Origin of the sequence: Mesorhizobium sp. M0185 (assembly GCF_040322175.1) — a bacterium.
Lineage (GTDB): Bacteria > Pseudomonadota > Alphaproteobacteria > Rhizobiales > Rhizobiaceae > Mesorhizobium.
On the sequence record NZ_JAMYSY010000030.1, the window covers coordinates 1 to 19,473 of the forward strand.

At 60.4% G+C, this 19,473-nt stretch carries 14 protein-coding genes; 5 read left to right on the top strand and 9 right to left on the bottom strand.

The window, feature by feature from the left end; genetic code table 11:
- The first annotated feature begins 156 nt into the window (after positions 1-156).
- From NKJ20_RS21775 to NKJ20_RS21785, 3 genes are all read left to right on the top strand, one after another.
- Positions 157-1,239: a sensor histidine kinase gene (locus NKJ20_RS21775; RefSeq protein ID WP_352746819.1), complete on the top strand. Its 1,083-nt coding sequence runs from the start codon at positions 157-159 to the stop codon at positions 1,237-1,239.
- A gap of 449 nt (positions 1,240-1,688) precedes the next feature.
- On the top strand, positions 1,689-2,798 hold the full coding sequence (locus NKJ20_RS21780; RefSeq protein ID WP_352746822.1) for an OmpA family protein: 1,110 nt from the start codon (positions 1,689-1,691) through the stop codon (positions 2,796-2,798).
- Between the two features lie 11 nt (positions 2,799-2,809).
- Positions 2,810-4,060: a caspase family protein gene (locus tag NKJ20_RS21785; RefSeq protein ID WP_352746824.1), complete on the top strand. Its 1,251-nt coding sequence runs from the start codon at positions 2,810-2,812 to the stop codon at positions 4,058-4,060.
- 74 nt (positions 4,061-4,134) lie between these two features.
- On the opposite strand, the gene NKJ20_RS21790 is transcribed toward NKJ20_RS21785, so the two are convergent.
- A complete protein-coding gene (locus NKJ20_RS21790) occupies positions 4,135-4,659 on the bottom strand; it encodes a DUF6931 family protein (RefSeq protein ID WP_352746827.1) in 525 nt (174 codons plus the stop codon).
- A gap of 256 nt (positions 4,660-4,915) precedes the next feature.
- On the opposite strand from NKJ20_RS21790, the gene NKJ20_RS21795 reads away from it, so the two are divergent.
- Positions 4,916-5,446 carry an OmpA family protein gene (locus NKJ20_RS21795; protein WP_352453871.1) on the top strand — a complete coding sequence of 177 codons (531 nt, stop codon included), beginning with the start codon at positions 4,916-4,918 and terminating at the stop codon, positions 5,444-5,446.
- A 215-nt stretch (positions 5,447-5,661) separates the two neighbouring features.
- Here the strand turns inward: NKJ20_RS21795 and NKJ20_RS21800 are convergent, their stop codons facing one another.
- From NKJ20_RS21800 to tssL, 7 genes are all read right to left on the bottom strand, one after another.
- Entirely contained in the window at positions 5,662-6,027 is a 366-nt protein-coding gene (locus tag NKJ20_RS21800; RefSeq protein ID WP_352746830.1) for a peptidoglycan-binding domain-containing protein, read from the bottom strand.
- Between the two features lie 425 nt (positions 6,028-6,452).
- Positions 6,453-8,786: a M23 family metallopeptidase gene (locus tag NKJ20_RS21805; RefSeq protein ID WP_352746833.1), complete on the bottom strand. Its 2,334-nt coding sequence runs from the start codon at positions 8,784-8,786 to the stop codon at positions 6,453-6,455.
- A complete protein-coding gene (locus tag NKJ20_RS21810; protein ID WP_352452797.1) occupies positions 8,783-9,193 on the bottom strand; it encodes a DUF1036 domain-containing protein in 411 nt (136 codons plus the stop codon). The genes NKJ20_RS21805 and NKJ20_RS21810 overlap by 4 nt, the downstream gene beginning before the upstream one ends.
- Before the next feature lie 107 nt (positions 9,194-9,300).
- The gene (locus tag NKJ20_RS21815; protein WP_352746835.1) at positions 9,301-11,991 is read right to left on the bottom strand and encodes a serine/threonine-protein kinase; all 2,691 of its coding nucleotides are present in this window, start codon (positions 11,989-11,991) and stop codon (positions 9,301-9,303) included.
- A gap of 5 nt (positions 11,992-11,996) precedes the next feature.
- A complete protein-coding gene (locus tag NKJ20_RS21820) occupies positions 11,997-12,770 on the bottom strand; it encodes a PP2C family protein-serine/threonine phosphatase (RefSeq protein WP_352692841.1) in 774 nt (257 codons plus the stop codon).
- 173 nt (positions 12,771-12,943) lie between these two features.
- Positions 12,944-16,504 carry a type VI secretion system membrane subunit TssM gene (gene tssM / locus NKJ20_RS21825; protein WP_352746838.1) on the bottom strand — a complete coding sequence of 1,187 codons (3,561 nt, stop codon included), beginning with the start codon at positions 16,502-16,504 and terminating at the stop codon, positions 12,944-12,946.
- 22 nt (positions 16,505-16,526) lie between these two features.
- Positions 16,527-18,032, bottom strand: coding sequence for a type VI secretion system protein TssL, long form (tssL, locus tag NKJ20_RS21830; RefSeq protein WP_352746839.1), 1,506 nt, complete (start codon positions 18,030-18,032; stop codon positions 16,527-16,529).
- Between tssL and NKJ20_RS21835 the strand changes: the two genes are divergently transcribed.
- Positions 17,986-18,297, top strand: coding sequence for a hypothetical protein (locus NKJ20_RS21835; RefSeq protein WP_352746950.1), 312 nt, complete (start codon positions 17,986-17,988; stop codon positions 18,295-18,297). The genes tssL and NKJ20_RS21835 overlap by 47 nt on opposite strands.
- A 24-nt stretch (positions 18,298-18,321) precedes the next feature.
- On the opposite strand, the gene tagH is transcribed toward NKJ20_RS21835, so the two are convergent.
- Positions 18,322-19,377 (bottom strand): type VI secretion system-associated FHA domain protein TagH, encoded by a 1,056-nt coding sequence (tagH, locus tag NKJ20_RS21840; protein ID WP_502902823.1) that lies wholly within the window; start codon positions 19,375-19,377, stop codon positions 18,322-18,324.
- Positions 19,378-19,473: the final 96 nt, after the last annotated feature.

A 19,473-nucleotide genomic window follows, 5' to 3' on the forward strand; every position in this document is an offset into this window, starting at 1 on the left:
TGCCGCTCTCCTTCGGCCGGTCGCAATCTTAGACGTATGGCCGTTGCGCACGACGCAAGCTTGTTGTCAGGTGCATGACGCGGTGGGTCAAATGCAGCTTTGGCGATGGCGGGCGCGCTGCATTGTTGATATTGTCCGCACGGAACAGGCGCGCAAATGACACCGGATTCAGAAAAGGCCGAGGCGGTCGAGCAGTTGCTTGATACACCTGACCTTGCAACCGCACTGGAAAGCGAACAGTTCAAAAAATTCCTTGACCAGGTGCCGATCGCCATTGCCGTTGCGAACCTGGCCGCTGAGGAGCGCGTAGTCTACGCCAACCCGGAATTCGAGAAACTGTCAGGCCTGACGGCCGCTAGGCTCACACGAAGAAACTGGGCAGTCCTTTTGGGCAAAGGCCTCCACGAGCAGAAGGACCGGCCACTTGCCGAGGCCGTGGTCGAGGAAACCGATTTTGTCGGCACCTACAGGCTGGAACGCAACGAGGATAAGCCGACGATCGTCGACGTTTATTCCAATGTGATCGAGGACGACAACGGCAAGATGTGCTTCCGGCTGGTGGCGCTGGTCGACGTATCGGCCCATGGCGAGGCGGGAGATGAGCGCTCGGTGGAGGAGCTTGTCAGCGAGAAAGACACACTGCTGCGCGAACTGCAGCACCGGGTGAAGAACAACCTACAGATGATCACCGCACTGATCCGGCTGGAAAGCCGCAACGCGACCGAGGCCGACCGGAGACGGTTTGAGCGGCTTGCCGGTCGCGTCGACGCTCTGGCGATCCTCTACCAGACGCTAACGGCCGACGAGCCGAAAGAGGAGGTCGATCTTGGCGTCTATCTCAGCCAGATCGCGTCCGCGGTGATGAGCTCGCATGCAGTCGAGGGGATCCGCCTGGATATGAAGGTGGATACATATCCCGTGTCAATAAACGTCGCCATGCCGGCGGGACTGGTCGTCAACGAATTGCTGACCAATTCACTAAAGCATGCGTTCCGGGGGCGCGACGGCGGCACGATAACACTGCACAGCGTCGTCGATGGCGACGGCTGCCGGGTTATAGTGGCGGACGACGGAATCGGCCTGCCGGAAGGCGAGGTGTGGCCCAAGCCAGGCAAGCTCGGAGCGCTGATCGCGCGATCGCTGACCGAGAACGCCAAGGCGCAGCTAGCTGTCGAGTCCAGCGCCAACAAAGGAACGAAGGTGACCATCGTTTTCAAGCGGACGGCGGCAGCAAGCTAAACGATTGCCGTCGAACATGGCAGGCGGGCGGCTGGCTTCATGTCGCGGCTTTGGGCAGGTGCCTGCAAATAGGCCCGGACGCGCTTCGCGGCCTGCTTCACATGGTCGAAATCTTCAATCGAAGAGCCGCCAGCTGCATTCCGCGGGAGAAGCAGGATGGAGTAAGCCGGGCGTTTCCCTCGCTTGGCTGGTCCAGCGTGATCCGGCTTCAAGACAGCGGCAGGTAGCGCAGCGAATATTCTCCAATCAGCTCCATTGTTCGCCAACAAGACTGCTTGTTCGCGCAACACCATTTTGCCGGAGTTCCGCAGCCCGGGACCTGAGCGGAATTTACACCATTGCGGTCGATTGGCCGATGCTCGCCAAGCCTTGACAATTGTTCTATGCTCTCCTTGGCACGGCATGGTGGTGATTGCGACACGGAAGGCTGTTGTCCTGGTGGGGGTTCAATGTTCGAAGTCGTCGGAGACTGGCGGAAAACGGGCTCGAGAAGCTGGCTAGCCCTAAACACCCTTGGCTTGATCGTCGCGCTATCGGTGCTGTTATTGCCTGGGCTGGAAAGCGCGAATGCACAGACGAATTGGACACTCGACCCGACGGCCTCCGTGCTCACCTACCAGTCGGTCAAGAAGAACACGATCGTCGAAACCAACAAGATCAGGAACATAGCCGGCACCCTTTCTTCGACGGGTGAGGCCAAGATCACCTTCGACCTCAACTCTGTCGACACGGGTGTCGACCTTCGCAATGTCCGCATGCGGTTCCTTTTCTTTGAGACATTCAAGTATCCGTCCGCCGAACTGACCGCAAAAGTTGACCCTGCCGCATTTGCCGACCTGGCGACCAAGCGAAGGGTCAAGGCAGTGCTGCCATTCCGCCTCAATCTGCACGGGGTCGACAAGGATTTCGAGGCCAATATCGTCGTGACCATGATTAGCGACAGCATGGTCTCCGTCGCTTCGGAGACGCCTGTTGCCGTACATGTCGAAGACTTCGGACTGCTGCCGAATGTCGACAAGCTACAGCAGGCCGCCAATGTGACCAACATTGTTCCGACCGCTTCCGTGTCTTTCGATTTCGTTTTCAACGCCGGCGGCAGCAAGCCCGCGGCCGTGCAGACGATCGCTGCAAGTACTGCCGACGTCGGCCCCGTCGCCACCGATGCCGCGAAAGCGAATTTCAGTGATGAGGAGTGCCTCAACCGGTTCGCGGTGCTCTCCCGCACTGGGGCCATCTACTTTCGGTCGGCGAGCGCGCGGCTCGACAACCAAAGCCGTCCGCTGCTGGCAGAGGTGGTTGGCGTGGTCGGCAAGTGCCCCCGCCTGAAGGTAGAGGTTTCCGGCCACACCGATTCCGATGGTTCGCCTGTAACCAACAAGCTGCTGTCGGAGCGCAGGGCCCAGGCCGTTGCCGATGCCATTGTTGCCGCGGGTATTGCACGAACGCAGATCACGGCAACCGGGTATGGCGAGGAGCGGCCCGTTGCGGCCAACGATACGCCGAAGAACAAGGCGCTTAACCGGCGGATCGAGTTTTCCGCCACCAAGCTCGTCAACTGAGGAAGGACCTCTTGTTCCGGTGGGGCTTCGATCTGATTGCCTGTTTTGGCAGTACCCTGCGCGCGATCGGACTGGTGACACTCTCGCTATTGTTGACATTGACGGCGGCCAATGCGGAACGCCGTGTTGCTCTAGTCCTTGGCAACTCCCAGTACCAGCATGCGCCGGCGCTGACCAACCCGGTCCGCGACGCGCAGGCTGTTGCCGATCGCCTTGCGAAGTTGGACTTTGAAGTCGTCTCCGGTTTCGATCTGACCAAATTGCAGACCCAGACGACGATTGCGCAGTTCGCAAAGCAGGTTCGCGGCGCCGACATTGCCCTTTTCTTTTACGCCGGCCACGGTTTGCAGGTTTCAGGCAGCAACTACCTGCTTCCGGTCGATGCCGCATTGGAAGACGAGACCTCGCTTGATTTCGAGGCGGTGCCTGTCGAGTTCGTTTTGCGGCAAATGTCGCGCGAGACCAGTATAAGACTGATTTTCCTCGATGCCTGTCGCGACAATCCCTTGGCCGAAGTGTTGGCAAAGGCCGCCGGCGTCAAGGGAGCGAGAAGCGGGCTTGCCGAAATCCCGATCGAGAATGGCGGTGCGGGTACGCTGGTCGCCTTTTCCACCAGTCCCAATCAGGTCGCCTATGACGGATCGAGCGAACATTCGCCGTTCACGTCCGCGTTGCTTGCCCATATCGGGGCTTCGAACATCTCCATCACCGACGCGATGAACATGGTCACCGCCGATGTTTTCAAAGCAACCGCCGGCAAGCAGCGCCCGTGGATCAATGTCTCGCTGACCACCGAGGTCGTTTTGCACAGAGTCGATCTCAACGCGCCGCTGATCGTCGGCGAAGCGACCGCTCCGCAACAACCGCAAGGCGGCTCGGGGCGCAACGCCACCGCAAATTCGTCAGGCGACGATGAGGCACAGCTTGCGCTTAATGTCCTGCGGCAGAAAATCCCGAAACTGGCTTCGGACGATCCGATTTTTTTCGACCGACCTATCTATTTTGGAGACCCAGCAATCGACGGCAAGAGTATCGCCGAGCTGATCACGGGCAAGCCGCTCTTCACTCCCGTGGAAGGGCTCGACAAGGCGGTGTGGGAGGGCAAGCACTGCAACGGCTGCCATGAGTGGAATGAGGATCGGCTATGCGAACAGGCGAAAAATTTCGCCGCCAACGATGTCTCCGTTCTACGCCTGCAACATCCGCTTGGGACACGCTTCAAGGTGGCGCTGGCCAAATGGGCGCAAGGCGGCTGCAAGTGAGATCTGGGCCCTTCGGTTCGAACACCCCTGGCCAAACAAGACGATGGAGCTGCGTCTATTGGAATGGTTCGGGTCTAATATGCATCCGCCGATTGGCGCTGCGCCTCGATGTCGGCCAACTGGAGGCCCATTTCGACAAAGGCGGAGAGAACGGCAAAGCGGTCCGCCAGTGCGACGCGCGCCAGCCCTGCTAGAACACCGGCATTGACTGCATGGGCGGCAGGATGTCGCTGCAAGGCCGTTGGCGCGGCTGCGCCGACGACAGATCCGGCAACGCCAAAACCATTGTCACTCCATTCCGCAGCCAAGGCAATCCAGGCGCCCGGCGTTGCCGGCGGGGTTGCCGCAGCCTCGCTCACTGCGGCGCGATGGCCGGGACTGTCCGGTTCGCTGACCCAGTCGCGAACAAGCGCGAGCAGCTCTTGATCTGCCTTATCGAGCAGTTCGCTCAGATGCCCCAGGCATTCATGGGCCCACCAGACCGCAGCCCGATCAGGAAGCAGGTAGGCACAAAACGTGATCGCCTCTTCGGGAATGGGCCCGGCGAGGAGATCGCGGCAAAACTCGATCGAACGCTGCTCGGTTGGAAGGGCTCTCATGTCTCTGGCGACAGCGGGACAAGCCACAAAAAGATCCCGTGCCGTTTTGAATCGGAGCCCATTGGCCATGACGCCACGCTTTCATCGAGGACCAGTCGGTACTCAAGCCCCCGGCGTGGCGCCGGTCAAGTCTCAACTCGTGGTGACGGAGATCGGCCGACACAGCCACAGGCTCGTCGTTTATTGACAGACAAGTGCGTGGGAATTCGGTATATTCACGCTTGGTAATATCGGATGCTCAACAGGAGTAACCGCTATGCGGTGGGCCAGTTTACCCTTGGTGTTGGCGGTCGTGGCTTTCTCGACCCATGTTTCCGCCGACCCTATCCAGAAATCAGAAGACATCGTCAAGTTTTTTGCTGGCGCGGCCGACCTCGGCAAGTCTCGGGGGATTTGTGTCGGCACCGAGGAGCAGTGCAAGACCAAGGCAAAAGACGGGCCGGCCGACAAATCCAGTCTCGACATGCTGATCAATTTCGGGCTGGATTCGGCCGAACTCGACGCGACCGCACGCGCTGAACTCGAGGAGTATGCCAAGGCTCTGAAGGACAGCCGGATCAGTACTTTCCACTTCGTCGTCGAAGGCTACACCGACGCTTCCGGTCCGGAGCACTACAATGAGCGGCTGTCGCAGCGACGAGCGCAGTCGGTGACGTCCTTCCTCACATCCAGTGGCATCGAGGCTGACCGCATCAACGCAATCGGGTTGGGCGAAACGCATCCGCGTAGCTCCAATCCATACGACGCCGTCAACCGCCGCGTGGAAATGCGTATAAAGGCCGAGTAGCGTACGCTGGTGCATGCCGCCAGAAACTGTGCAGCAGTGCGTCAGGAACTGCGCGGCAAGCCCAGCGGCAGGCCAGGCGAATAGGCTTGGAACGACCCCGGTCAGTTCTTGAGCACGCGGCCCACCATCACACCGGAGCATGATCCGTCCGCCGCACCATGGTCTTGCGCAACCGCTGTTTCTGAACGACCTGTTGTTGTTGCGACGTTTCTGCGTCACCCGACCGCTGGGTGCGGACGCTCTGCGCAACCTGCTTTTTCGGCTGCGTTGCACGGGCTTGATCGGCGCATATCCGGCACGCACGGCTCCATCATCGGATCTGTCTGAACCTCGAGGAATGCCAATTGCTCGCGCGTCAGATACGTGGTCGGCGGAAGACCATTCTTCCCTTGCCAGATGCCGATTGCCCGGCGGGTCTGCGGACCTATGTTTCCGTCTATGCGGCCCAGTCCGTTGCCCAACCCCTCGATGCGCAGTTGCAGGTCGATGCGGCTCTGGCGGTCAAGACAGATCGTACTTTCTGTCAAGTCGGGGCCCGCTGTTTGCTTCACCTCGTCCGAAACGCCGACCGATGTGCGCACCGCAGAGCCGGAGCTGTCATTCGCCTGGTCCTCATCGCGCGCCGCGATGTCGCAAGCGACATCATCCTGACCAAACGCCGGCAGCCGGTTTCAAGCGCCCGCTTTGCGGGCGATCCTGCTTTTAAGGCCGTCAAGGTTTTGCCACCGACCGTGTGCCAGAGCGTCTCCAACTTGCCGCCTCGAAGGAGGCCCTGTAGCTCACGGAGCCGGGTCCTGCTTTTCCTTCCGCCGTCGCAGCGAACTCTATTTTGCACGTGTTAGGTTTTTTCAGCGACAGGTCGCTTCAACCCGAAAATGGCCGTGGCGTATGTGAACTTGGCCACGGTTCGAAAGTGCGCAGAGGTCGAAGTACAGCACTCGTTGGACGGAAAGCCGGTCGTCTGCGTGCACCGAAGCGGTTACGATTTGCCGCGCCATGCACAGGTTCAAAGCGCATTCTGAACAGAGCTCAGCATCGCCGTGATCGCCTGTTTGTACTTTGCGAACTCGGGCGACGTCTGCCGGACCTCCGTGGTGGTCGTCGTCTGCTGACCCGCCGTGGTTGTGGCTGGGCTCAGCTTGCGACCCATCTTTCTTTCGGCCCAGTCCGCGACATAGCTGGCGGTCTTGCCCGTCAGAAAGGGATTGGCCTGAATGACGGCTGACCCGAGCACGGCGCTCAATTGCGCCGAACCCGATGCCGACAGCACCTGATGCGCGCCCTCCATGCCGAGAAAGTGGCAGAGATAGAGCCGGCCGGCTGTGATCTGGTGGCCGCGCGTCCGAAGATAGGCTTCGCCTTCTCGCGCCAGATTGCGAACCATCTCGCGCGAGATCGTGGCGTCGTATCGCAGGGCGAGCAGGTCGGCAGTCGAGAGTGTGCGTGCAAGTTCGGGGCGGTAAGTGTTCATCATCCGGATCCAGGTCTTTGTGATGAATTGGCCGGCGCCGGTCGCTGAAGAATTTGGGTTCTTGGCACGGGCGCTGCCGCCACTTTCGACATGAACGATACGGTCGGTGAGCGTTTCCACGGCGGAAAGATCCGAAGCGACCGCGGTAACCGTGCCCAGTGGGTCGATCGCCGCGCCATTCTGATAGAGTTCGAAATGCAAATGCGGTCCGGTCGAAAGGCCGGTGGTGCCGATATAGCCAATGATGTCGCCAGCCTTCACCTTGGTGCCGACGCCGCCCTCGATTGCGAATTTCTGCATATGAGCGTAGCGCGTCTCGCGCCCGTTTCCGTGCGAAATCTTGACCAGATTGCCATAGCCGCCCCCATCGCCCTGGAAGCTGATTTCGCCATCGAAGGCGGCTGCGATCGGCGTGCCGACCGGCGCCGCCCAATCGACGCCCTTGTGGATGCGAACGGTGCCTAGAATTGGATGCTTGCGCGGCCCGAAGGTCGAGGTCAAGACCCCGTTGACCGGTGTGACCATGCCGTTGGTGACCGTCAGCGAGCGGACCTGATCGTCGCCTGTCACGCATGCAAACTGGCCATCGCCCTGCTGGAAGACGAAACAGTCGAGACTTTTTGTCGTGCCCTGGACACCCACATATAGCACCCGCCCGGCGCCTTCGTCCTTGCCGCGCGGCGTCTGCGAATAGATCAGTACAAGACGCTGGTCCTCGCTTGCGAAAGCGTCCAGATCCTGTCCTCTCGACAGATACATGATCGCTTCGCCGATCACGCCGGTCGGAACGCTGTTGCGTGCCGCTGTCGAGTAAATCGCGTCGAGCAAACGATACTGCCTTTTGTGTGCGCCTTCTTCCGGCGCACCCGAGTAGTTGAACAAATCTTCGCGTACCCAGGGATCAGCCCCCGAGACGAACACGCCTGCGGCATCACGCGTCAGCGTCCCGACAAAAACGTTCTTGGCGTAGATCGACACCTGCATGAGGGACATTGTTGTCGTCTCGCGGTTGGGTCGGTATCCACGCAGGGCGACGACATAACCCGGTTCCAGGCCGTCCCGGCTAAAGAGCGCCTTCAGGGCCTCGCCTGCCAGCCTGGCGTCGTCGGCGGAGAAATGCGCATCGAGCGCAACGCTGTCCAGACTGCGACTGTTGAGGATCTTCACGAAAGTGTCTTCGGTGGCCTCGAACCGCTGATATTCATTCGTGACAGTTGCGACGCTGGTGTTGTTTTCGATCTGGGTCTTCTGGAATGCGGGAAGGGCTGCGTCGCCTGCATCGATTGTTTCACCCCAGCCGGCTTCGGGATCATCGGTGTCGGCCTGTTGATCCGAAGCCGGCGCGAGCTCACCCGCGCCAGGAGATGGCTCAAGATCGTTCTGCAAATCGCTGGAGGGCGCGGGGGCGGTCTTTCGTTGCGCCTGGAAGAATGCAAAATCCTCCTGCGTCGACGGTATCGTCGTCATGAATTTTTCGCTGGCGCTAAGCATGACGTCGAACAGGAACTCGATCTGTGGCGAAACCCCTGCCGGGTCGAGTTCTGCCGGACGCGGAATCACGCGGCCTTTCGTTGCTGCGCCGTTATCGGGTGCGAGCGTGATCCACATAGGGTCCCCCGCCAGGCCGATAATCGCAGGCACATAGACAGATGCATCGGCCGGCACATCGTCGGCTCCTTCTACCGCGCGCAACTCCTCGTCTTCGTCGCCAAATGACCAATAGTCCGCGGTGAGGTAGAAGCCGACGGCGATCGAACACAGGAAAATCAAGGCCAAGCCTGCAATGAGCCGGCGCCAAAGTGCGCGCCGGCGAAGGGCGGCGCGCGCCTGCTTTTTCGCCTTGAAGCTGGTGTCGATGGCGTGCGTCACGGACTGCTTCCGGTCAGGAAAAACGTCCACCGCACCTGTTCAAGCGTATCGACTTCAACAAATCGCGCCGCGATATGGCCGCGCTGCCAGCACTCGTCGATGCCGCGTATCGAGAACCGTCGACGCTCGATGCACATTTCGGTCGACCCGGTCAGGATCGCGTGGCCAAAAACGTCCGTGGCGTAGATGTAGATGAAGCGGTTCGTCAGTTCGTCTCGAACGACGTTTACGCACTGATTTGCGCCGATCGTCCACCAGCCATCGGTCTGGTCGGCATTGTCGATTGTCTGGCCGACGGCGAGGTTGACGACGTCGAGTGTCTGATTGCAGACCGTGAATTCGGCGCGCGCTTCATTGCATGAGAGCACGGCCAGGAGTGCCGCGCCCGAAACGACCGCAAGCCTCATGCGGCCTGTCAAGATATGCAAGGCTCGAAACCGATCGCTCTGCTTTACGGGCAGGCCGTCAGACGAGCGGGGCAAACGCGAGCGGCAGAGTTCCATTGCACGCCATACTACCCGCCGAGCCGGAAATATTTGGCATTGGCCGAGAACTGAGATCCGTTGGTCTCGATTTCTTCGAGAATTTTGGGCAACAGTTGCGAGGCCGGCGTTGGCGTAGAAAACGCAGCCGCCTGAATGTCCTGGGGGCCGGTGATCACCATAATGATCTGCGGTACGGCCTTGCCTGCAGCCCTGTCGGCGGCGCCGAGGCCGATCGGGATGCTGAAGGTGGCCTTGTCCGACTGTACGACCATGCGGTCGTCGAGGTTGAACATCATGCCTTTGTGGTCGATCAACAGCACGCTGGAAATGAGCCCGCCATGCGTCACCAGCGTGCCGCTGATCGGCGTGCCGTTCGGCACCGATGTTCGATCGAGAACCAGCTGCGGCTTGACGACTGCAGTCTGGCCCAGAAAGCGCAGGAAGTTGGTGACTTCGCACTGGGGCGGCTCGATGAGGCGCACGCTTATGTCCGGTTCAACGTGGAACTTTGCCTGGAAATCAGTCAACATTTGTTCGAATGGATGAACCGCCGTTCCAAATCCTTCGATGGCCGCCGTCTTGTCGGTTATCGACGTGACGGCCGCATAGAAACAGTCGCCGCCGCTGAAGTCGCGAACCCACGAGACCCGTTGCGCTACGTCGTCGATGACCGGAGGAACTTCCAGCTTGGGCACGTTCAAGGCGACCGTGGCCTGGTCTGGCTGTCTGGCGGCCGGCTGGTCGGCCTGCTGCCCCTTTGCGCTCATCGCATCTGCCTGGCCTGCAGCCGGCTCGGGAAAGGGCGCGGCCGATTTCGCCTCCGCCGGCTGGCTTGCCTGTCGTTCAGGCTTTTGGCTCACCGCGACATCGGGTTGGGGGGCTGGCGGCGTTAAAGCTTTTTCGGCTGGTGGAGCGATTGGAGCGATCTTGCCAAGCGGGGGAGGCGTCTTCGGGCTGTCGCCGGCCGCGATGTCGGGCTGAACTGCCGGCGACATTTTTTCGGCCGGCGGCTGTGCCGCGCTTGCTGACGATTTCGGTGTTTCCCTGGCTTGCAGGGGGATCTTGGCGGGCTCTGCCGGCTGCGGCTTTTGGCTTTCGGCGACGTCGGGCCGCGGCGCTTGCGGCGTTGACGTTTTTTCGGCTGGTGTTGGAGCTGGAACGAGCTTGTCAGGCGGCGGAAGCGTTGTCGGGCTGGCGTTGGCAGCGGTATCGGGCTGAATTGCCGGCGCTACGTTTTCGGCCGGCGGCAGCGCTGCGCTAGCTGATGGCTTCGGGGCTTCCCCGGTTTGTGGGAGTATCTTGGGCGACTCTGGCGGTTGCGGCTTTTGAGGCGCAGCCGCCTCTGCCTGATTTTTAGTTGGCGATGCGGTGGTCTGCGTTCGCGGCTGCGCGGGTGGAGCTAGCTCTGGCGGCTTAGGAGCGTTCGCAACATTATCCGTCGCGACCGGCTTTGATGCCTCTGGTGCGGGCTCTGATGGTTCTGGGGCAGATAGCGATGTCGTGCCGGCGCTCGGCGTGGTAGGCGTCATAAAACCGCTGACATAGAGGCCAGCAACCGCGGCGAGAGCCAGCGTCGCGAAGGCAGAAATCGCGATGATTCGGGTCTTTGTGGACTTTCCAGGCCTGCCACGTGCGACCGCGCGTGGCGGGCTGGCGACTGCTGAAGGCCGCCGCGGTTCGGACAGCAGCGCAGGCCGGACATGCGGGACGAAGCGCTGCCCACCTGAACTTGCCGTCGCAGGCGCGTCACGCCCCAAATCATAGGAAGGCTGGGCCTTGGACTCAGGCGCAAGTGTTTGCCCCGCTCGTGGCAAACCCGGCCGATCGCGGGTCGGGACGAACGTTGGTGGCGTTGTCCCTTCGTCCTCGTCACGCGTCATTCTGGCGATTTCCGCCATGCTCACCGGGCGGTCTCGCGGATCCGGCTGCAGCATGGCTTCAAGAATGCCACGAAAATCGTCCTCGATGTCGGACAGGTCGGGCACGGTCCGGCGCTTTTCGATGATCTCGAATTGCGACCCGCTCATGTCGATCGGCTTCCCGCGCAGAGCGGCAACCAGCACCAGCCCCAGGCTGTAGATGTCGGATTGCTCGCTGACGTCGCCGCTGTACAGCCCCAGCTGTTCGGGCGAAACGTAGTTGTACTTTCCCGCGAATTTTCCGCCGATCAGGGTCTCCCCGCCGACGGTCGCCGATCGCGCAATACCGAAATCGATGATCTTGGCGTGGTCGACTCTACCCCCTGGCAAGATGATGTTATCGGGCGAGAGGTCGCGGTGAATTGCTCCCGCTTGATGCACGGCGCTCAGACCCGACGTGAGGCGATGGCAGAGCTTGCGTACCTCTTCAGTCGGCATCGGGCCACGTCGCATGATGTCGTACAGCGACTCGCCGTCGACAAATTCCATGGCAAGGTAGGGACGGCCGATGCCTGGATCGATGGTGAAGACGTGATATCGCACGACCGCATCATGCGACAGGTGATTGAGGATTGACGCTTCCTTGCGGAACAAGGACAAGATCGTCGGGTCGCGGGCAAATTCGGGCAGGACGATCTTGATCGCGACGTGGTCGCCAGTCTGGATGTTGTGGCCACGGTAGACCTCGCCCATGCCACCGAATGCGATCCGCTCGTCAAGTTCGTAGATGCCGCTGAGTTGCGTGCCGACGGCGGTATTGGCCAGCTGCGGCGATATTCGCGTCTTGTCGTCGGCGCTCATCAGCCTCAACCCTCCGCTCTGGACAGATCAGGGTAGGGGGGGTGTCCATTGTGCCCGTTTGCGAACTTCACCAGCACAATGGTGACATTGTCTGTTCCGCCCCGCGCCAGCACCATTTGCAGCAGATTTTCGCAAGCCGCCTGAGGGGTCGCAGACACCACCACGGCCCCGATCTCGGCGTCGGTCAAATGCGCCGTCAGCCCATCTGTGCACAACACGAAGATGTCTCCCGGCATAATTTCGCCTTGCTGGAAATCGATGACGATTTCGTCGCTGACGCCGACGGCATGCGTGATGACATTGCGGCGCGGCCAGGTGAGCGCCTCGGCTGCGCTGATCATGCCGCGATCGAGAAGTTCCTGAACTTCGGTGTGGTCCCTCGAGATCTGCGAGATCGAGGCATCACGGACCAGATAAACCCGGCTGTCGCCCGCCCACAGGCAGGCAAATCGCCCATCCATCGCCAACAGGGCGGCAACGGTGGAGCCGATGGTTATGCCGCGAGATTCGGAGATCCTGCGGATCTCGGCGTTGGCGCGGCTCAGCCTGTCTTCGAAGCGCGCACGAAGATCCGGGGCGGAACTAGCAATGCCGATCGTGGCCAGATGATCGACAATGCTGGCTGAAGCGACCTCTCCGGCTTCATGTCCACCCATTCCGTCGGCCACCACCCACAGGCCGGTTCGTGGCTCGACTAGATAGTTGTCTTCATTGTGCTCACGGACACAGCCATTGTGGCTCACGCCGAAGCTTTCAAAGGAAAGGGCGACATCGCTCACCTTGCCACCAAGCGCTTCTCAAAGCGTCCTCTGCGGCGCACCTTCAGGCGCTCGCTGCTGCCACTTTGCCACAGGCTGGAATATTAAAGTATCGAAATTTAGCTTTGAGCCCGTGACGCGGGATCGCAGCCAGCTTTGGCGCCCTAGTTGCACCAGGTGAGGCTCAAATCCTCTCAAAACGCCTTCGGGCAGCTGAATGCGGAAAGTGCGGGAAGTAAGAAGGGACTGGGTCCGGAACCGGTCTGGATCGTGTAGCTGACGTCGCGTCCGCCGATTACGAAGCGCGCCTCAACAGTGCCGTCTTTGCTGGTGATCGTCGCCTTGTCCAGCAACCTCTTGAGCGACCACGGCCCTTCGAAGCTGATAGCGGATTCGCGGCCCGGCATTTCCGGCATCAGTCTCAGACTGGCGGATGCCGAGGCCGCACCGCTCGGCCAGGACACAGTGCTTGGCGTGTTACCCGCCTGATTGCTCTGGACGATCTGGCCATCGACGTCGAGCACCGCAGTATCTGCATCACCGTTCAGCGAGAACGGGGTAAAGGTCAGGTTGACCGACGGCATTGACCCACCCGACGGGAAAAATGCGCCGCGGATTTCAGCAGCCAGCTGAAAGTTTTTCAGCGTCGACTTCGACAGGTCGCGCCCAAAGCGCGCATCCCGTTTCCAGCTCCAGTCCTGGCCGCTCATGTCGATCAAGGAAGCAAGGTTTTGTGCGAAGAACCGGTCCATCAGGCCGCCTGGAGAGAACAACTTGGCGAAGTCCGCCATCGCAACATCCTGGGTACCATCGCCGGCGAAGGGGTAGCGGCCGTTGACCGCCTCCTCGCAGGGCTGCGTGACGGCCTGGTCGAGCATCTCGTTCAAATTCGTCAAGGAAATTTCAGCCGCGTTGCCCTCAAATTCGTCTGCAGTTGCGTTGACCATTCTGCCGAGTTGCTTGGGCAGACGCGATGCATTGGCGCGAAGAGTGGCTATCTGCAGCTGCAGGTTGGCGTTGACACGTTCCGTCTGCAAGGGGACCTCGGTTGCCAGTTGCAGACTCTGGTGGATGTCGCGAAAATTCTGGGTCAGCGCATCGATGGGTCGGTGTCCAAAAGGACCGCTTACCAGAGCCTGGAAGGACCTGAACTGCGCTTCGATGTTTGCCCCAGGGCTCTGGCGAAATTTCGCGGACCCCGTACCGGCACGGCTTTGCGACTTTGCGGAGCTAATTTGAATGCCGATGCGAGCCAGGCCCTTGGCCATGTCCGCGACATCCTGGTACTGGCGCATGAGGGTGCCGGCTATCACCCCAGTGCCCGAGTCTTCGCCGGAGACAGGGTCGCGCGCCAAGGCTGTTTCCTCGGCAATCGCGGTAAAAAGCTGTTCGATCGGCGAGCTTGGTGGGGCAACGGCGGAAAGCGCGACATAGTTCGGCTTGTCGTTCAGCATGGCTTTGAATTTCAAACCATCGAGAACGCTGTTCCACGCGGCTGCGAACTCCTTGCCGTAGCGATAGAGAAGTTCGGGGCCGAGCTGGAGCAACTCCTGATCGATCCCGCCTTGCTCGCCGCCACCGCCCAGGACCCACTGGTCGTCGACGAGTGTCTGCGCAATGCGCGAAAGCTGTCCGAGATAAAAGTTGTTGAATCCGGCATGGGTGTAGAGACCGGGAATACGGAGCTTCGACAGATCGCCGCCATCGACGCGCTCGAACACAAGCTGCGCTTCCGGCCCGCCTTTTTGCGAAACAGAAAAATCGTCCAGCGCAGCCGCGTACACCGCCGACTTGATCAATGCGGACGCACGATCGGTAAGGCTCATGCGCCCGAGTGAACGTTGGGCGGCTTCCACAAGCGGCTGGTTGAGTTCGAAAACCGGATCATAGGCATCGTCCAACGCAAGCATGGCGCGCAGGTGCTTTTCGAGCTGCGCACGTCCTTCGCGGTTGCTCTCGCCTGGATACCGGTTCTGTTCCCAATCCTGCTTCATCCAGGAGATGATCAATGCGTCATCGACCTTGGGTGCCTTGCCGCCGAGCATCAGGTAGATCTTGAGCGGTTCGTAGAGCGCGGCGGGCTCAGCCATCGTCGCCTGGACGCTCCGCTCCGCCTGAACAAGCAGACGCGACCGCAACATTCGTTCCAGTGCTTGCCGGTAGGCCGTTGTCGATGCCGAAAGAAGCCTTTCCCGCTGGCTAAGGCCGACCGTTTCCTCGATCGGGGTCGGTAAGTCACTGGTTTCAAAACCGGCCGGCATGTTGCGCAACTGGTCGAGCGGCCCGATGACGTTTTCAAGGTCGACATCGGTGACCGTCGTGCTCTTGGGCAGAGCGTCGGCTGTCTCGCGATATTGGCTCGTCGCCTGCGTCGTGGAGGCAATCAGCGAGCGGTTGGCCATGAAGCTCATCCCGAGCGCGCCAAGGGCCGCTGCAGTGATCAAGGCTATGATGCCAAAGCCGCCATATCTGAGGGCCGCTGCCCGCCTCTCGCTCGCTCGGTCATAGGAAACCCATCCGGATTCGGCGAAAATGACATCAGTCAGGAGATCGTGCAAAAAGAAGCTCTTGCCGGTCCCGGACAGGTGGGGGCGGGAATTGTTGCCGAAACTGCGGCCGATTGCGCCCAACACTTGATCGATCGGCGTTCCCTCTTGGGTCCCCGACGAGAAGTAGAGCCCACGCAAGCTGATGTTCACTTGGCTACGGACCGGATCGAACAGGCTGGTCACGAAATTGGCAATTCGGCCCTTGAGCGCGTAAAACTGGGCCGGAAAGCCAAAGATCGATATGCGCGAGACCGGGTCAGGCTCTTCCTGCAGGCGATCAGGCATCTCGTCCGCCAAGCGGATCGCCAGTGCATCGAATTCGGCCGAAGCCTCACCGGCCATGTTCTTGTTGCGGTCCGTGGTCTGGAATGTCGCGCCCCAGACCTTGCGCCTGCGCGGCTCCTCGAAACTGCCGAAATAATCCATGAAGCCGGCAACAAGATCGGCCTTGGTGAACAGCAGGTACACCGGAAACTGGATTTTCAGCGTCTCGTGGATCTCCCTCAGGCGACTGCGTATTTCAACGACATGGGCGTCAAGCTGCTGGTCATCAAGCCTGATGAGATCGGCAAGGCTGATGGCCAGGATAACCCCGTTAATCGGTTGTCTGGTGCGGTGTTTTTTGAGCAGTGACAAAAACGCAAGCCAGCTCTTGCTGTCGCTTCCAGCATTGGAATCCTGCGTGGTGTAGCGTCCCGCCGTGTCGATCAGCACAGCCTTTTCGGTAAACCACCAGTCGCAGGAGCGGGTGCCGCCAACACCGGCCACCGGCTGGGCGTCTCCTGAACCGGCAAGCGGAAAATTCAGACCCGAATTGACCAGTGCCGTCGTCTTGCCGGCGCCCGGCGGGCCAATGACGATGTACCAGGGAATGTCGTAAAGGAAATTGCGCTTGCCGCTCGACCGCTTGAGTGCTGCGATGGCCTCACTCATGCGCGCCTCGAGCACCGGTGAATCGTCATTGCGCCCGTCGTTGCGGGCAATGACCGTCTCGAGCGCTTTTTGCGCCTTTCTCACATGCCAAGCGCGCACTCCGTAAACGAGGGCCGCGGTCGCCATGATCGTGCCGATGATTGTCGCACGCAACCAGACAGGTCCCAGCGGCCGGATATCGGCGAAGCGTATCAAAGGTCCAGCAAACCAGATCGCCGCCGCAAAACCGGCCAACGCGGCCGTGCTGAATATCCGCGGCAGCCAACGCATCATTGGCGTTTCCCACCGGCGGTGTTCACAGCGTTTCCTCCTTGAGGATCATCACGTCGACACGGCGGTTCTTGGCGCGGCCCTCGGACGTCGCATTGTCGGCAATTGGCTCATCTTCGCCCTTGCCCTCGGCGGTTACTCGCGAGGGATCGCTAAGCTTCGCGGCGATCATTGTCTCAACAGCCTTCGCGCGGGCGACCGAAAGGTCAAAATTCGATTTGAACGTGCTTGATTTCCGTGGTTTCACATTATCCGTGTGGCCAACGATCGTGATTGGCCCTGGCTCGTGCTCAAGGGCTGCGGCAATCTGTGTGGCCAGTGGCAGAAACTCGGGCTTCACTTCGGTCTTCCCTGGCTGAAACAATAATTGATTGTTGATCTCCACTACGATGAAGTCGCCTTTTGTGCCGATGGTCATCCCGCCGAGCTCGACTTGCGTGGACAGTGCTGAGCGGATGCGGTCGATCTGGCCGGTCACGGCAGGCGAGGCGGCTGTCACCGGTTTGGCGAGTGGGGGTACCACACTGGCGCGCTCGATCGTCACAGTCGTCGAGGGATTGAGCGCCAGCAATTGTCTGGCTGCAGCATCGCCTTCATCGGTCATGAACGCCCGCAACGTGAAGAACGCGGCCGTCACCAGGGCTGACGCCGCTGCAGCAACTCCCCAGAGCGGCAGGCGGGTCGAAGACGGCACCATCATAGCGGCCATGCCTTGCCAGCGGGGGGAGATGTCCTCTCCGGCGGCCCTGAAGTAGCGAAGCGTCTCGTAGACGTCGCGCCGCACAGGTTCGAGACTGGTATCGTCGCGCGCCAGGCCACGATACTGGCCCTCAAATCCCAGGGATAGGCAGACATGCATCAGCTCGAGCAGGTCTAAGTGTGGCTCAGGATTGGCCAGCACCTTGTTCAGTGCTTCGTAAAAGCCGCCGCCGGTGGGCTCGATGTGAAAGAACCGCGACAGCATACTGTGCTGTGCCCAGGTGTCCTCGCCGGCCCAAGGCAGGTTGCCGACAAGATCGTCGGCCGTTTCGCAAAGGGCAAACTTCGCGATCCGCGCATCCTCTTCGGCAACCCCTGACTTCTCCAGCGTCCAGTCGAACCTCTCGATCGCCTCGGCGATATGTTCGGCCAATGGCGCCGCCTGTCTTTCGACCGGCACGAGCCTGAGATGCCCGAACAGGACGAGCAACGGTGCTGACCCAGCGAGGATCGGATTTGCCGTCGAATATTTTACCGTGTCTGCGGCGCCGAGCAGCACCTCCTGCTGAATGCTCGGCCTTGACCCGGCCGCCTCGGCTCTGGCCGCTGTACCGGACGATGCTCCCTGATAAAGAATGGTTCCGGATGTCCAGTCCGGCGGCATATGCCGACCTATGTCAGGATCGAAAACTGTCGATTCCTTGACATGCGGGGGCGCGACGGTCTTCGCAATCGGTTCGTTTGCGGCTGGTTTCGCATTCTGCCCGCGTGGTGGATTGGTGCGGATGACGGTCTTGCGGACCGGGCCGAAAGGATCGTCCTTCGAGCTCATCGCCGATATGCCGCTGCCGTGCAGTGTCCGCGCTCGCGTGCGAGAGGCGCCAGATCTTTCCTGGCTGGATAGGGCAGGCAATGGTCCTTCCGGCAAGGCGGTCCGGAGCTACAAGAAACAATGGCGCCACAATGTGACATTTGCCGCAGACCCCCGGGTCAATCAGGCTTACCCGCTTGGCGAACTGTCGTATGTGATCGTAGTCCCAGATGTTGTCGATTGGAACATGATGCGGCGCGCCGATGCGTTTTTCTTCGTCTGCTAAAGCGCCGCAGTCTGTTGGGCCGGTCTATTTTTGCTTGTCAGCTTTTGCATAGGCTTCGCCAAAATAGGCCAAGAATATATCAAGCATGCCGTTTTCGTGTGGTTCCTCCATGCTCCTCCACGTCCCGACAAACGCGTCCCATGCTTGGGCCTTCTTCGAGGTAAACGATGTCGGCGGGAGCTTTTTACCGATCGCCTCCGGCGAAAGGTCATCAAGCAGTCGCGAGAGCGCTGCTTGCATGGCGGCATAGGTGGCAAATTCGTGCGCCTTGAGATCGCGGAATGCGTCCTCGACGCTGTGCCTGGCATCGAGATAGCCGGCCCTGCGCCGCGCGAACATGATTTCGAGTATGTCGTCGGTGCCTGGGACAAATTTGAGAGGATTGTTTTCAGCGGAGCTTATCATCGTCCGGTGTGGGCTCTTGGCCAATGTCTTTGCAGCCGCACGTGCCTTCAGCAGCATGGCCAGTTGCTCGACCACCGTGCGCAGCACCGCGCCGATTTCGGCAGCGACTTCATGCGGATCACGCAACTGCAACAATTCCGGCGAAATGCCTGCGGCGATTGCAATTTCCCGCAGCACCTCGTCTATCGTCGAAGGCAAGGTCGCAGGCGGCGACGATGTCGATGGCGGGGCTTGCCCGAGCCATCGCTCTGCCGAACTGAAAAAAGGCTCGCCTCCGGAATCGGGCAGCCGATCGGCCGCGACCAGCATGTGTCGTTGCGTCGAACCTCGGTCAGCCTCCGGATGACCTGGCGTTGCGTGCTCGTCGTCAATCGATACAAAGATGACATAGCGGCCGACCAGGAGCCTGTCGCCGTGGTCTAGCCGGCGCGGACCGGTGATGCGTTGGCTCGATCCATTGATGAAAGTGCCATTGCGCGAAATGTCGTGCAGCCAAAACGCGCCTGCCTCGTATCGGATCTGGCAATGCCGGCCGGAGATGAACTTGTCAGGGTCGGGCAAGATCCAGTCGCAATGTTCGCGCCCGATTTTGAAGCTGCGATTACGCGATCTGTAGCCGGGCGACACGCCAGCGGGCAGGGCATCAACGTTGCTGATCTGCAGACTGATTAACATGCGAAATCGCCTGTGTGATCGCTGGCGGCCTTGCCGACAGGATACTCCATGTCTTTAGCGTGGCTAATCCCAATATTCGCATCCCAGTCGGTCCTA

Excerpts from the sequence above, each read along its gene's own strand:
- NKJ20_RS21815 (WP_352746835.1), bottom strand. The coding sequence starts at position 11,991 with ATGAGCGCCGACGACAAGACGCGAATATCGCCGCAGCTGGCCAATACC.
- tagH (WP_502902823.1), bottom strand. The coding sequence starts at position 19,377 with ATGTTAATCAGTCTGCAGATCAGCAACGTTGATGCCCTGCCCGCTGGC.
- tssL (WP_352746839.1), bottom strand. The coding sequence starts at position 18,032 with ATGAGCTCGAAGGACGATCCTTTCGGCCCGGTCCGCAAGACCGTCATC.
- NKJ20_RS21780 (WP_352746822.1), top strand. The coding sequence starts at position 1,689 with ATGTTCGAAGTCGTCGGAGACTGGCGGAAAACGGGCTCGAGAAGCTGG.
- NKJ20_RS21795 (WP_352453871.1), top strand. The coding sequence starts at position 4,916 with ATGCGGTGGGCCAGTTTACCCTTGGTGTTGGCGGTCGTGGCTTTCTCG.
- NKJ20_RS21775 (WP_352746819.1), top strand. The coding sequence starts at position 157 with ATGACACCGGATTCAGAAAAGGCCGAGGCGGTCGAGCAGTTGCTTGAT.
- tssM (WP_352746838.1), bottom strand. The coding sequence starts at position 16,504 with ATGATGCGTTGGCTGCCGCGGATATTCAGCACGGCCGCGTTGGCCGGT.
- NKJ20_RS21790 (WP_352746827.1), bottom strand. The coding sequence starts at position 4,659 with ATGAGAGCCCTTCCAACCGAGCAGCGTTCGATCGAGTTTTGCCGCGAT.
- NKJ20_RS21835 (WP_352746950.1), top strand. The coding sequence starts at position 17,986 with ATGACGGTCTTGCGGACCGGGCCGAAAGGATCGTCCTTCGAGCTCATC.
- NKJ20_RS21810 (WP_352452797.1), bottom strand. The coding sequence starts at position 9,193 with ATGAGGCTTGCGGTCGTTTCGGGCGCGGCACTCCTGGCCGTGCTCTCA.